General features: G+C 73.2%; 12 protein-coding genes. 8 read left to right on the plus strand and 4 right to left on the minus strand.

From position 1 onward, the window contains the following. Positions 1 to 44 precede the first annotated feature (44 nt). Positions 45 to 899 carry a transglutaminase family protein gene (locus BMY04_RS03865; RefSeq protein WP_198409914.1) on the plus strand — a complete coding sequence of 285 codons (855 nt, stop codon included), beginning with the start codon at positions 45 to 47 and terminating at the stop codon, positions 897 to 899. Positions 900 to 969: 70 nt separating this feature from the next. Continuing rightward, the gene (locus tag BMY04_RS23005) at positions 970 to 1,506 is read left to right on the plus strand and encodes a heavy metal-binding domain-containing protein (protein ID WP_198409915.1); all 537 of its coding nucleotides are present in this window, start codon (positions 970 to 972) and stop codon (positions 1,504 to 1,506) included. Between the two features lie 15 nt (positions 1,507 to 1,521). Here BMY04_RS23005 and BMY04_RS03875 read toward each other — a convergent pair whose 3' ends face one another. Further along, positions 1,522 to 2,178: an HAD-IA family hydrolase gene (locus BMY04_RS03875; RefSeq protein WP_232506078.1), complete on the minus strand. Its 657-nt coding sequence runs from the start codon at positions 2,176 to 2,178 to the stop codon at positions 1,522 to 1,524. A gap of 145 nt (positions 2,179 to 2,323) precedes the next feature. On the opposite strand from BMY04_RS03875, the gene BMY04_RS03880 reads away from it, so the two are divergent. From BMY04_RS03880 to BMY04_RS03895, 4 genes are all read left to right on the plus strand, one after another. Beyond that, positions 2,324 to 3,208, plus strand: coding sequence for a hypothetical protein (locus BMY04_RS03880; protein WP_232506079.1), 885 nt, complete (start codon positions 2,324 to 2,326; stop codon positions 3,206 to 3,208). A gap of 179 nt (positions 3,209 to 3,387) precedes the next feature. Continuing rightward, positions 3,388 to 4,044 (plus strand): TetR/AcrR family transcriptional regulator, encoded by a 657-nt coding sequence (locus BMY04_RS23010; protein ID WP_198409916.1) that lies wholly within the window; start codon positions 3,388 to 3,390, stop codon positions 4,042 to 4,044. Then, positions 4,038 to 5,777, plus strand: a complete 1,740-nt coding sequence (locus BMY04_RS03890; protein ID WP_091177735.1) for an ABC transporter ATP-binding protein — start codon at positions 4,038 to 4,040, stop codon at positions 5,775 to 5,777. The genes BMY04_RS23010 and BMY04_RS03890 overlap by 7 nt, the downstream gene beginning before the upstream one ends. Then, positions 5,774 to 7,675, plus strand: a complete 1,902-nt coding sequence (locus tag BMY04_RS03895) for an ABC transporter ATP-binding protein (RefSeq protein ID WP_091177736.1) — start codon at positions 5,774 to 5,776, stop codon at positions 7,673 to 7,675. The genes BMY04_RS03890 and BMY04_RS03895 overlap by 4 nt, the downstream gene beginning before the upstream one ends. 62 nt (positions 7,676 to 7,737) lie before the next feature. Here BMY04_RS03895 and BMY04_RS03900 read toward each other — a convergent pair whose 3' ends face one another. Both BMY04_RS03900 and BMY04_RS03905 read right to left on the minus strand, forming a co-directional pair. Further along, positions 7,738 to 8,607, minus strand: coding sequence for a DUF559 domain-containing protein (locus BMY04_RS03900; RefSeq protein ID WP_091177737.1), 870 nt, complete (start codon positions 8,605 to 8,607; stop codon positions 7,738 to 7,740). 59 nt (positions 8,608 to 8,666) lie between these two features. Beyond that, the gene (locus BMY04_RS03905) at positions 8,667 to 9,128 is read right to left on the minus strand and encodes a hypothetical protein (RefSeq protein WP_091177738.1); all 462 of its coding nucleotides are present in this window, start codon (positions 9,126 to 9,128) and stop codon (positions 8,667 to 8,669) included. Positions 9,129 to 9,215: 87 nt separating this feature from the next. On the opposite strand from BMY04_RS03905, the gene BMY04_RS03910 reads away from it, so the two are divergent. Both BMY04_RS03910 and BMY04_RS03915 read left to right on the plus strand, forming a co-directional pair. Further along, complete coding sequence (locus BMY04_RS03910; RefSeq protein ID WP_232506080.1) at positions 9,216 to 10,772, plus strand: molybdopterin-dependent oxidoreductase; 1,557 nt, start codon at positions 9,216 to 9,218, stop codon at positions 10,770 to 10,772. Positions 10,773 to 10,804: 32 nt separating this feature from the next. Beyond that, positions 10,805 to 11,563, plus strand: a complete 759-nt coding sequence (locus tag BMY04_RS03915) for an exodeoxyribonuclease III (protein WP_091177740.1) — start codon at positions 10,805 to 10,807, stop codon at positions 11,561 to 11,563. Between the two features lie 145 nt (positions 11,564 to 11,708). On the opposite strand, the gene BMY04_RS03920 is transcribed toward BMY04_RS03915, so the two are convergent. Beyond that, the gene (locus BMY04_RS03920; protein ID WP_091177741.1) at positions 11,709 to 12,761 is read right to left on the minus strand and encodes an LLM class flavin-dependent oxidoreductase; all 1,053 of its coding nucleotides are present in this window, start codon (positions 12,759 to 12,761) and stop codon (positions 11,709 to 11,711) included. Between the last annotated feature and the right edge of the window lie 50 nt (positions 12,762 to 12,811).

Genomic DNA, 12,811 nt, shown 5'->3' on the forward strand with positions numbered 1-12,811 from the left:
AGGGGTGCGGCAGGCCGGGCAGGCGCGACGAGGAGGACACGGCCGTGAGGCTCTCGATCGACCACCAGACGGGGTTCCGGTACGACTCGCCGGTGCGCTCCTCGTACAACGAGGCGCGCATGACGCCGACGACGCGCGACGGCCAGACCGTGTGGACCTCGCGGACCACCATCGAGCCGACCGCGTGGAGCTTCAGCTACGTCGACTACTGGGGCACCAACGTCACGACCTTCGAGCTGCACGAGCCGCACGAGCGGCTCACCGTGCACGCCCAGGCCGTGGTCGACACCCGCGGCGACGACCTGCCCTGGGACACCGACCGCCGCACGGCCCGCAACGACCTCGGCTGGCCGGCGCTGCGCGACCGGGGCGTCATCGACCCGATGACCGACTTCCTCACGGTCACCAGCCGCACCACGCCGCCGGCGGAGCTGACCGCGCTCGTCGCCGACGTCGCGCACCAGCCGCCGCGCCTGGCCGGTCTCGACGTGTGCCGGATCGTCCACGACCGGCTGTCCTACCGCCGCGGTTCCACGACGGTCAACAGCACCGCCGCCGAGGTCTGGGAGCTCGGCACGGGCGTCTGCCAGGACTTCACCCACGTCGCCCTCGGCGCCCTGCGCTCGATCGGGCTGCCGGCGCGCTACGTCTCGGGCTACCTCCACCCCGGGCGCAACGGGGCGACGGCGGGCACGGTCACCGGCGAGAGCCACTCGTGGGTCGAGTGGTGGTGCGGCACCTGGGTGTCGTACGACCCGACGCAGGGCTGCCGGCTCACCGACCGCTACGTCCGCGTCGGCCAGGGCCGCGACTACGGCGACGTGGCGCCGCTGCGCGGGACCTACTCCGGCGGGTCGTCGGAGATGTTCGTGACCGTGTCGATGACCGAGCTGGGCTGAGGCGCGACGCGCGGCCGACCGGGTCGCCGATCGCGGCCCGACCGCTCCTGGCGCCCGATATCTTGAGCGCATGAGCAACCCGTACGGCCAGCAGCCCCCTTACGGGCAGCCCGGCCGCCAGCCGAACCCGTACGGCCAGCCCCAGCAGCCCTACGGCCAGCAGCCCCAGCCGTACGGCCAGCCCCAGGGCTACGGCCAGCCGCAGGGCGGCTACGGGCAGTACGGCCAGCCGCAGCAGCAGTGGGCCCCGCCGCCCCCGCCGCGCCCGGCGCTGCGACGGTTCGGCATGCCCGTCGTGACGATGGACGTCGTCCCCGGCCGCGAGACCGCCGAGGTGCTCGGCCCGGTCGTGTCCGTGGTGGCCCGCAGCCGCGAGCTGCGGCCCGACCTGCGCAACGCCGGCGTGGTCGAGGGCTACACCGCGATGCTCACCGACTCGCGCCAGGACGCGATCGCCAAGGTCGTCGAGATGGCGCGCGAGGCCGGGGCGGACGCGGTCGTCGGGCTGCGCTTCGACTGCAGCGAGATCACGCAGTCCCTCAGCGAGGTCGTCGCGTACGGCACCGCGGTCAAGCTCGCCGCCCCCGTCGAGACCGGCGCGGAGTAGCGCCGGTCCCGCAGGTCACGCGGAACGGACGCGGATGCCCTCGGGGCCCGCCTCGAACCGCACCTCGGACAGGTCGCTCACGACCGCGTCGGCCTGCAGCTTCTCGCGGGCGGTCGTGGTGACGACGGCGAGCGTGGCGCACCCGGCCGCCTTGGCGGCCTGGAGCCCGAGCGGGGCGTCCTCGACGACGAGGCAGCGCGTCGGGTCGACGCCCAGCCGCTCGGCGGCCAGCAGGTAGGGGTCCGGCGCCGGCTTGCCGTGCTCGACCTGGTCGGCCGTCACCAGCACCTTCGGGGCGACGAGGCCGGAGGAGGCGATCCGCGCCTTCGCGAGCGGCATGGTGCAGGAGGTGGCGATCGCGTTCGGCGCGTCGGCCACCGCCGCGAGCGCCTCGGTCGCGCCCGGCAGGACCAGCAGGCCCTCGGTGTCGTTGAGCTCGAGCTCGTTGATGCGCAGGACGCCGGCCTCCCGCTCCGCCTCGGGCAGGAACTTCGCCACGATGCTCGCCGCGGGGATCCCGTCGTGGCCGCGCATCTGGTCCTCGCTCAGCCCGTGCTCGACCGCCCAGCGCGCCCAGGCCCGGTAGACCGCCGCCGTCGAGTCGACCAGCGTGCCGTCCATGTCGAACAGCACCGCGTCGAACACCCGGTCCTCCAGACCGTTGAGACCCACGTCCTGCCACCCTTCTGTCGTCGGCCCGCCATCCTTCCACCCGCGGACTGCCGGCCCGACCAGCGAACCAGCGCCTGAACTGAGATAGTGCTGAGAGGGCTCGGGCTGCTGCCGCGCCGGCCCGTCCTCCCGAGAGGTCGCCGCCGTGCCCGTTCGTCGCCCACGCCCCCTCCGTGCTGCCGGTGCCGGGCTCCTCGGCCTGACGCTGGCCGCGGGGCTCGCACCGCTCGCGTCGGCGGGCACGCCCCTCGAGGCCTTCGCCTCGATCAGCTCGGTGGCCGACGGCTGCCGCAGCACGGTGATCACCGGCATCGACGGTTCGCCGGGGGTCCGCTACTACGCCGGCGGCCACCGGCTCCGGTTCCCCACGAAGAGGCTCCGGTTCGACACCACCGGCGTCGTCGAGCTGACGGCCAGGGGCAAGGGCGGCGCCTCCGTCGACCAGCCCCGCCACCGGCTGGCGGCGCCCGAGGAGTGCTTCGCGGACGCCCCGACCGTCGACACGAGCATCCCGCGCTACACCCCGAAGATCAGCTGGTGCAGCACGGACAAGCACCCCCACCTGGCCCAGGCCTTCGTGTCCGACGACGCCGAACCGGTCGTCTACGTGCTGCGGCACCGCACCAGCCAGCGCCTGGCCGACTACGGCGCGACCCAGCTCGCCGAGGGGTCGGGCGAGACCCGGTTCGACCTCGACCGGGGCCTGGAGCCGGGCCGCTACGTCCTCGAGGTCAGCCAGGTGTTCGCGGCGCCCGGCACCTACGGCTGGTCGACCCCGGTCGAGGAGCTGCGCTGCGTCGGCAAGCCGAAGGTGGGACGCGGCAAGGTCACCTTCCGGGTCCCGAAGCACGGCCCGACCGCCCTGCTCTCGATCTCGGTGCCGTCCGAGGTCGACCCCGTCGAGGCCGTTCGGGTCCGCGCCGGGCACACGTACACGTTCCGGACCTCGGAGCCCGAGGTCAGCTGGGTCGCCACCCCGACCGGTGACCACGTCGGGGAGATGGGCCACGGGACGGTCGACGTTCCGTAGCGCTGACCCGAGGACGTCCCACCGCCTCGTGGCCCCACCCGGCCGAGCCCCGGCAGGTGCTGCTGCCGGCACACGCCGCGCCGCCGGCGTCGACGATCAGCGCTGCGCCGGCGCCCACTCACCCAGTACCTCGCCTAAACCCCTTGCATGAGTGAGCACTCACTCATACGCTGCTCCGCGTGCCCCGTGCGACCCCCATGCCGCTGGAGGACCGCCGCGCCGCCCTGGTGAGCGCGACGGAACCTCTCCTCGAGCGCTACGGGCGCGACGTCAGCACCCGGCAGATCGCCGAGGCCGCCGGCGTGGCCGAGGGCACGATCTTCCGCGCGTTCGCGACCAAGGACGAGCTGATCGACGCGGTGATCGAGGAGGTCTTCGACGAGCAGCGCGCGCGTGACGCGATCCTCGCCATCGACCGGTCGCAGCCGCTGCAGCAGCGCCTCGTGACGGCGGTCGCGATCCTCCAGGAACGGACGCGGCGCGTCTTCGCGCTCTTCCACGCGCTGCGGCTGCGTCCGGGCTGGGCGCACGCCGACGGGGAGGACCCGCCGGCCCACGAGACGCTGCGCGCCAAGCAGGAGCACGACCGCGAGCAGCTCGAGCTCGTGCTCGTCGACCTCATCGGCCGCGACGCCGACCAGCTGCGGTTCGCGCCGCTCGAGGCCGTGACGGCGCTGCGCGCGGCCGTCTTCTCCCTGACCCACCCGCTGCTCGGCGACGAGAGCCTCGCCCGGCCCGACCGCATCGTCGACCTCGTGCTGCACGGGATCGCCCGCACCCCCACGCCCCCGTCCCCGTCCCCGTCCCCGCACCACACCGAGGAGACCTCGTGCTGATCAAGCTCCTCCGCGAACGCCTGCTCGCCCCGTACGGGCGGCTGCTGCTCGGCGTGCTGGCCCTCCAGCTCGTCGGCACGCTGGCGTCGCTCTACCTGCCCAGCCTCAACGCCGCGATCATCGACCAGGGCGTCGTCCGCGGCGACACCGCGTTCATCTGGCGCACCGGCAAGATCATGCTCGCGGTCAGCGTCGTGCAGATCGTCTGCGCCGCCGCCGCGACCTACCTCGGGGCCCGCGCGGCCATGGGCTTCGGCCGCGACGTGCGCGGGGCGGTGTTCGACCGCGTGCTGTCCTTCTCCGCCCGCGAGCTCAACCACTTCGGCGCCCCGTCGCTGATCACCCGCACGACCAACGACGTCCAGCAGGTCCAGCTGCTCGCGCTGCTGTCGTCGACCGTGTTCGTGGCCGCCCCGATCACCATGGTCGGCGGCGTCGTCATGGCGCTGCGCGAGGACGTGGTCCTGTCCTGGCTGATCATCGTCGCGGTCCCGGTGCTGGTGATCTCGATCGGCCTGCTGATCTGGAGGATGCGGCCGCTGTTCCGCGTGGTGCAGACCCGCATCGACACCGTCAACCGGGTGCTGCGCGAGCAGATCACCGGCATCCGCGTGGTCCGCGCCTTCGTGCGCGAACCGTTCGAGGCCGACCGCTTCGGTCGCGCCAACGCGGAGCTGACGGCCACGCAGACCTCGGTCGGGCGCTACCAGGCGGCGATGTTCCCGATCGTCATGCTCGTCCTGAACCTCTCCAGCGTCGCCGTGCTCTGGTTCGGCGCGCGGCGCATCGACGCCGGCGAGATGCAGATCGGTGCGCTCACGGCGTTCCTCACCTACCTCGTGCAGATCCTCATGTCGGTGCTGATGGCGACGTTCCTGCTGATGATCGCGCCGCGCGCCGCCGTCTGCGCCGAGCGCATCGGCGAGGTCCTCGGCACCGACTCCTCCGTCGTGCCGCCGACCGACGGCGTCACCTCCGGCCAGACGGTCGCCGAGGTCCGCTTCGACCACGTCGGCTTCACCTACCCCGGCGCCGACTCCCCGGTGCTGCACGACGTGACCTTCACGGCCCGGCCCGGGCAGACGACGGCGATCATCGGCTCGACCGGCTCGGGCAAGACGACCCTGGTCTCGTTGGTGCCGCGGTTGTTCGACGCGACGACCGGCGCGGTCGAGGTCGACGGGGTCGACGTGCGACGGCTCGAGCCCGAGGCGCTGTGGAGCCGGATCGGCCTCGTGCCGCAGCGGGCGTTCCTCTTCAGCGGGACCGTGGCCAGCAACCTGCGCTACGGCAACCCGGACGCGACCGACGACGAGCTGTGGCAGGCGCTGCGGACCGCGCAGGCGGAGGACTTCGTCCGGGCGATGCCCGAGGGCCTCGAGGGGCCCATCGCGCAGGGCGGGACGAACGTCTCCGGCGGCCAGCGCCAGCGCCTGGCCATCGCGCGCGCCCTGGTCAAGCGGCCGGAGGTGTACGTCTTCGACGACGCCTTCTCCGCCCTCGACGTCGCGACCGACGCGCGGCTGCGGGCGGCGCTCGCCCGCGAGACCGCCGGCGCGTGCGTGATCATCGTCGGCCAGCGGGTGGCGACCATCCGCGAGGCCGACCTCATCGTCGTGCTCGAGGACGGCCGCGTGGTCGGCCAGGGCACCCACGAGGAGCTGCTCGCCGGCTGCCCCACGTACGCCGAGATCGTCGACTCCCAGCGCAGCGCCCAGGAGGTCCTCGCATGAGCACGTCCACCTCCGCCCCCGAGCCCACCGCCACCCCGGTGGCCCCGGCCGCCAAGGCGCCCGAGCGTCCGGCGTACGCGGCCCAGGCCCGCGGCGGTCCCGGCGGCGGCCCGTTCGCCCAGCGCGTCCAGGAGAAGTCGCTGAACTTCCTGCCGTCGCTGCGCCGGCTGCTGTCCCAGCTGCGACCGGAACGCTGGGTGCTGGTCGGCGCGATCGCCCTGGCGGTGGCGGGCATCGTCATGAGCGTGATGGGTCCGCGGATCCTCGGGCAGGCGACCGACATCATCTTCGCCGGCGTCACCGGGCGGGGGCCCGTCGACTTCGAGGCGCTGGGGAACACCCTGCTCATGGCTCTCGGGCTGTACGTCGTGAGCTCGCTGGCGCTGCTGCTGCAGGGCTACCTGCTCAACGGCGCCGTGCAGCGCTCCGTGCGGCGGCTGCGCGACGCGGTCGAGGACAAGATCAACCGGCTGCCGCTGTCGTACTTCGACCGCCAGACGCGCGGGGAGCTGCTGAGCCGCGTCACCAACGACATCGACAACGTCGCGCAGTCGCTGCAGCAGACGCTGAGCCAGCTGCTCACGTCGCTGCTCACGGTGATCGGCGTGACGATCATGATGTTCGTCGTCTCGCCCGTCCTGGCCGTGATCGCCCTGGTGACCATCCCGGTCTCGGTGCTGCTGACGTCGGTCATCGGCAAGCGGGCGCAACGGCTGTTCGTGGCGCAGTGGCGCTCGACCGGCGAGCTGAACTCCCACATCGAGGAGGCGTTCACCGGCCAGTCGCTGGTCAAGGTGTTCGGCCGGCAGCGCGAGGTCGAGCAGGTCTTCGCCGAGCGCAACGAGGCGGTCTACCGCGCGAGCTTCGGGGCGCAGTTCGTGTCGGGGCTGATCATGCCGTCGATGTTCTTCATCGGGAACCTCAACTACGTCGTCATCGCCGTCGTCGGCGGGCTGCGCGTGGCGAGCGGGGCGATGACGCTGGGCGACGTGCAGGCGTTCATCCAGTACAGCCGCCAGTTCACCCAGCCGCTGACGCAGGTGGCGTCGATGGCCAACCTGCTGCAGTCCGGCGTCGCGTCGGCGGAGCGGGTGTTCGAGGTGCTGGACGCCGAGGAGCAGACCGTCGAGGGCGCCGTCGCGCTGCCGCCGGTGCGCGGACGGGTCCAGTTCGACCACGTGTCCTTCTCCTACAGCGCGGACCAGCCGCTCATCGAGGACCTGTCGCTGACCGCGGAGCCCGGACGGACGGTGGCGATCGTCGGGCCGACCGGGGCGGGCAAGACGACCCTGGTCAACCTGCTGATGCGCTTCTACGACCCGCAGTCGGGTCGCATCCTGCTCGACGGGGTCGACGTGGCGACGGTTCCACGGGCCGTGCTGCGCGCCGAGGTCGGGATGGTGCTGCAGGACACCTGGCTGTTCCACGGGACGATCCACGACAACATCGCCTACGGCCGGCCCGACGCGAGCGAGGCGGACATCCTCGCGGCCGCCGAGGCCACCTACGTCGACCGGTTCGTGCGCTCGCTGCCCGACGGCTACGCGACGATCATCGACGAGGAGGGCAGCAACGTCAGCGCCGGCGAGCGCCAGCTCATCACCATCGCGCGGGCGTTCCTGGCCGACCCGACGCTGCTCATCCTCGACGAGGCGACGAGCTCGGTCGACACCCGCACCGAGGTGCTGGTGCAGCAGGCGATGGCGGCGCTGCGCTCCGACCGCACCAGCTTCGTCATCGCGCACCGGCTCTCGACCATCCGCGACGCCGACGTCATCCTCGTGATGGAGGCGGGCGCGATCGTGGAGCAGGGCAGCCACGAGGAGCTCCTCGAGCGGCAGGGCGCCTACTGGCGCCTCTACGAGGCGCAGTTCGCGGCGGCCGTCGAGCCGGTCTGAGTCGATCCTGCTCAGAAGGAAGCGCCAGTCGCGGTCTGGCGGCCCCAGAGGGGCCCGAGACCTCAGCTGGCGCTTCCTTTTGCGCGGACCTCCGCCCGCACCGTCTCGACGAACTGCTCCGGATGCCCCTGGAGCATCCGCCAGGTGAAGCGGAGCACGGTCCAGCCCTGGCCGACGAGGGCGTTCTGCCGCCAGCGGTCGCTCTCGAACAGGTTCGCGTCGTCCTCGTGCAACCGACCGTCGATCTCGACGACCAGCCTCTGCGCCGGGAAGGCGATGTCGAGGAAGTACCGCTGACCGTCGATGGTCACCGGGTGGTTCCCCCTCCACCCCTTGACGCGACTCTGGCGGAGCAGTCGGTGGGCCAGCCGCTCGGCCGCTGACCAGGGCTGGTCCCGGGAGTCCAGGAGCAGCCGGCGTCGGTCCTGGTTGCCGTGGCGGGCCGGAGTGAGCCTGACGGCGTCCCACAGCCCCGCGAGGGTGGCCGCCCGCGTGCGCAGGGCCTGGTCGACCGGGTCGCCACCCAGCTCGGAGGACAGGTCGAGCGCGGTCAGCGCGGGAGACGTCACCTGCAGCCACCGCCTCCTCACCACGAGCTCGGGCGGGATCCGTCGTCGGCTGAAGCGGAACCCGTGCTGCGGCTCGCGCTCCCACCGGAGAGCGCACTCCACCTGCTCGCCGCCGAGGTCGGGCCAGTAGGTGAGCTGGGCCGCGGTACGACCGACGACGACCGCGTCCGGCGCCCATCGCCCGAGGGCCGCGAGGCGCACGTCCTTCGTGGCCCGGGGTGGCCCGTAGACGCCGGGCAGCACCGGCGCCAGCACGCCGTCACGGACCAGCCTCGCCATCGCCCCCGCGAGCTCCGGATGGTCCCGGCGCGCGACCACGCCGTCCCGCTGCACGATGTGGAGCACCTCGTCTCGGAGCCGCATCCCACCAGGACGCCAGACCGGTGTTGTCCCAGGTGTTGTCCGACGGGGTTGTCCACAGGTCAGTTCTGCGCGCGCTCCAGGAGGCCGGCCGCGACGAGGCGGTTGAGCCGGCGCTGCCGGTGCCGGTAGAACACCTGCGCGAACGCCCACGCCACCGGCGTCAGCACGCCGGCGCGCACCTCGACGAGGTCGGTGTAGCGGGTCATCCCGTGGACGTCGGTCAGCTCGATGCGGTGGTCCCAGACGTGCACGAGGTCGCTGTGGCCGGCGTCGTGCCAGACCTCGGCCCCGCTGCGCGGCGGCTGCGGAACGATCGTGTGCTCGCCGAGCGGCACCCGACCGGCCAGCCGCAGCGCGAACACGTACGGGCGGAACGCCCAGCGCCCGGCGAGGACGGCGGGGTCCACCGGGGTGAAGGTCAGCAGCGGCCACGCGATCCGGCACAGCAGGACCGGCCGGGTCAGCTCCTCGGCGAGCCGTTCGCGGGAGCAGCTCTGCAGGGAGGAGCACCGCAACCGCACCCGGCCACGCTAGCGCTGCCAGGCGCCGCCGGACGCGAGTTCGTCACAGCCGTTGTGAGCGGGTCGTGCGCGACGGATCATGGGAACGTGCTGCGCCCGATGCCCACCCGTACGCAGAACACCTGGGCCGCCGTCTGCGGCGTGGTCGCCGGCCTCCTGGGCATCGGCCTCTCCGACCTCGCCGCCCGGCTCGTCACCCCGGCTGGTTCGCCGCTCGCCGCGGTCGGGAGCGTGATCATCAACCTGCTGCCCGCCGGGATGGTCAACTTCGGCAAGGACTTCCTCGGCCACGCCGACAAGCCCGTCCTGCTGGTGGTCGTCGCCCTCGGGGTCCTCGCCCTGTGCGCGCTCGGCGGGATCGCGGAGCTCCGCAGCCGGGGCGGCGGACCCGCCCTGTTCGGCGTGGTGGCCGCGGTGGGCCTGATCTGCGTCTCGGTCGGGTCGGGCACCGACGTCAAGGCGTACGTCCCCACCGTCGTCGGCGTCCTGCTCGCCTGCGTCCTCCTGAACAGCCTGGTCACCCGCCTGCGACGCTGGCAGCCGGCCCGCGTGCTGCCCGGGCCCGACGCCCCCTCCGACCCGTCGCGGCGCGGGTTCCTCGTGGCCACCGCAGTCTGGGGAACCGTCGCCGCCGCGGCCACCGTGTCAGGGCGCCTCCTCATCGGCGCCGCGAACCGCATCAGCGACGCCCGGCGGAACCTGACCCTCCCGGCCCCCGCCACCCCGCCGCCGCCGGTCCCGGCCGGCGCGGACCTCCGCATCGCCGACCTCAGCCCGTACCTGACCCCGAACGACGACTTCTACCGCATCGACACCGCCCTCCAGGTGCCCGTGATCGACCCCGCCGCCTGGTCCATCCGCGTGACGGGGATGGTCGAGGAGGAGGTGTCGATGACCTTCGAGGAGCTGCTCGCCCAGCCGCTCGTCGAGCACGTCACGACCCTGACCTGCGTCTCGAACGAGGTCGGCGGCAACCTCGTCGGCAACGCCGCCTGGCTCGGCTACCCGATCCGCGAGCTGCTCGCCCGCGCCAAGCCCCAGCCGGGCGCGGACATGGTGCTGTCGCGCAGCGAGGACGGGTTCACGGCCGGTACGCCCCTGGAGGCCCTGCTCGACCCCGCCCGGCAGTCCCTCCTGGCCGTCGGCATGAACGGTGAGCCGCTCCCCCTGGAGCACGGCTTCCCGGCCCGCATGGTCGTGCCCGGCCTGTACGGCTACGTGTCCGCCACCAAGTGGGTCGTCAACCTCAAGGTGACGACCTTCGCCGAGGACTCCGGCTACTGGACGCCGCTCGGCTGGTCGGCGAAGGGCCCGATCAAGCTCGCCTCGCGCATCGACGTGCCGGGCGGTCGGGTGGACGCCGGCACGGTCGCCGTGGCCGGGGTCGCCTGGGCGCAGCACACCGGGATCGGCGCGGTGGAGGTGCAGGTCGACGACGGCCCGTGGGTGCGCGCCGAGCTCGCGGACACCGCGGGCCCGGACACGTGGCGCCAGTGGCGCTACGCCTGGGACGCGACGCCGGGCGACCACCGCCTCAGCGTCCGCGCGACCGACGCCAAGGGCCAGCTGCAGGTCGCCGCCGAGGCGCCCCCCGCGCCGGACGGCGCGACCGGCTACCACTCGGTCAGCGTCACCGTCCGCTGAGCGCCGGGCCGCGCCTCGGGCAGGATGGCGGGGTGCGCATCGCGACCTGGAACGTCAACTCGGTCGGGGCGCGGCTCCCCCGCCTCCTCGACTGGCTGCAGACCCGCGAGCCCGACGTCGTCGCGCTGCAGGAGACGAAGACCACCGACGCCGGCTTCCCGACCGACGAGGTCGCCGCGCTCGGCTACGAGGTCATGCACGTCGGCGACGGCCGCTGGAACGGCGTCGCCGTGCTCTCCCGGGTCGGGCTCGAACCCGTCGCCCGGCAGCTGCCCGGCATGGAGGAGCCCCGGTACGCCGTCGCCGACTGCGGCGGCCTGCGCACGATCAGCGTCTACGTGCCCAACGGTCGCTCGGTCGACGACCCGCACTACGCGTACAAGCTGGAGTGGTTCGAGGCGCTGCGGCGCACCCTCGACGAGCAGGACCCGGCGCAGCCGCTGGTGATCATGGGCGACTTCAACGTGGCGCGCACCGACGCCGACGTCTGGGACGTCGCCAAGTTCAGCGGCAGCACGCACGTGACCCCGCCGGAACGGGCGGCGCTGGAGTCGCTGATCGGCTGGGGCCTGGTCGACGTGACGGCGCGGCCCGGCAAGAACGACCGGCCCTTCACCTACTGGGACTACCGCGCCGGGATGTTCCACAAGGACCTCGGCATGCGGATCGACTACGTCCTGCTCAGCCCGTCGGTCGCGGTCCAGGACGCGTACGTCGACCGCGAGGCCCGCAAGGGCACCGGCCCGTCCGACCACGCGCCGGTGGTCGTGGACCTCACGCTGCCCGCCTGAGCACGGACAGCCCCTGAGCCCGTCGAAGGGCAGGCGACAGACGCTCCCTGAGCGTGTCGATGGGCCCGGAGCGGGTCAGCGTCCCCCAGGGGTGCCGACCTCGTCCAGGCCCTTCGGCAGGCTCAGGGAACGTTCCGCGAGAGGCTCAGGCCGCGGCGAACACGGACGAGGCCAGCAGGTCGAGCGTCCGCTCGCGGCCGGGGTTGTGGTCGACCGGGTCGGAAGCCAGCGCGCCGGCGACCGGGTGGACCATGACCTCGTCGACGCCGAAGTGGTCGGCCAGCTGCTCGAGCTGCGCCGACGCCGTCTCGGGCGTCCCGACGACCCAGCGCTCGCTCATCTGCGCGGCGAGGGCGGCGTGCGACTCCGGCAGCCGCACCTCGGCGGCCTCCTCGACGCTCAGCTGGGGGCGCAGCTCGCCACCGGTGCGCAGCGCGACCATCGCCAGCACGTACGGCTTCGCCAGCCGGTCGGCCTCCTCCTGCGTGGGGGCGACGACGACGTTCACGGTGAGGAACGTCTGCGGCGCGGGGCTCACGTCCGACGGACGGAACGCGCTGCGGTAGAGGTCGAGCACCTCGGCGGTGCTGTCGCCGGAGAAGTGGTGCGCGAAGACGTACGGCAGGCCCTTCTCGGCGGCGAGCCGCGCGGAGTAGTCCGACGAGCCGAGCAGCCAGGGCGTCGGGCGCCCGATGGCCTGCGGGGTGGCGCGCAGCGCGTACGCCCGGCCCTGCAGGTTGAGGCCGACGCCGGCCGGCTCCATCATCGCGACGAGGTTGTCGACGTGCTCACCGAAGCGGTCGGCGTCGCCGGTCTGCGGGCCGCCGTGGCGCAGGGCCCAGTTCGTCACCGGGTCGCTGCCGGGCGCGCGGCCGATGCCGAGGTCGATGCGGCCCGGGAACGCGGCCTCGAGCAGGGCGAACTGCTCGGCGACGACGAGCGGGGCGTGGTTCGGGAGCATGATGCCGCCGGAACCGACGCGGAGCTGCTCGGTGGCGCCGGCCAGCATCGCGATGAGGACGGGCGGGTTCGTCGAGGCGACGGCCGGCATGTTGTGGTGCTCGGCCACCCAGTAGCGGTGGAAACCGGCGGACTCCGCGCGCTTCGCCAGCGCCACGCTCGCGGCCAGGGCCTGGCCGGTGCTCTGCCCGTCGCGGACGGGGATGAGGTCGAGGACGGACAGCCGGCGGATGCTCATGAGGAGTGCAACCCGGTCGGCGGGCCGGCCATTCCGACACCGGCCCGGCG

Origin of the sequence: Microlunatus flavus (genome assembly GCF_900110855.1) — a bacterium.
Lineage (GTDB): Bacteria > Actinomycetota > Actinomycetes > Propionibacteriales > Propionibacteriaceae > Microlunatus > Microlunatus flavus.

Bases quoted from the DNA above. Each gene is read 5' to 3' on its own strand.
- BMY04_RS23005 (WP_198409915.1), top strand. From the start codon at position 970: ATGAGCAACCCGTACGGCCAGCAGCCCCCTTACGGGCAGCCCGGCCGC.
- BMY04_RS03895 (WP_091177736.1), top strand. From the start codon at position 5,774: ATGAGCACGTCCACCTCCGCCCCCGAGCCCACCGCCACCCCGGTGGCC.
- BMY04_RS03900 (WP_091177737.1), bottom strand. From the start codon at position 8,607: ATGCGGCTCCGAGACGAGGTGCTCCACATCGTGCAGCGGGACGGCGTG.
- BMY04_RS03920 (WP_091177741.1), bottom strand. From the start codon at position 12,761: ATGAGCATCCGCCGGCTGTCCGTCCTCGACCTCATCCCCGTCCGCGAC.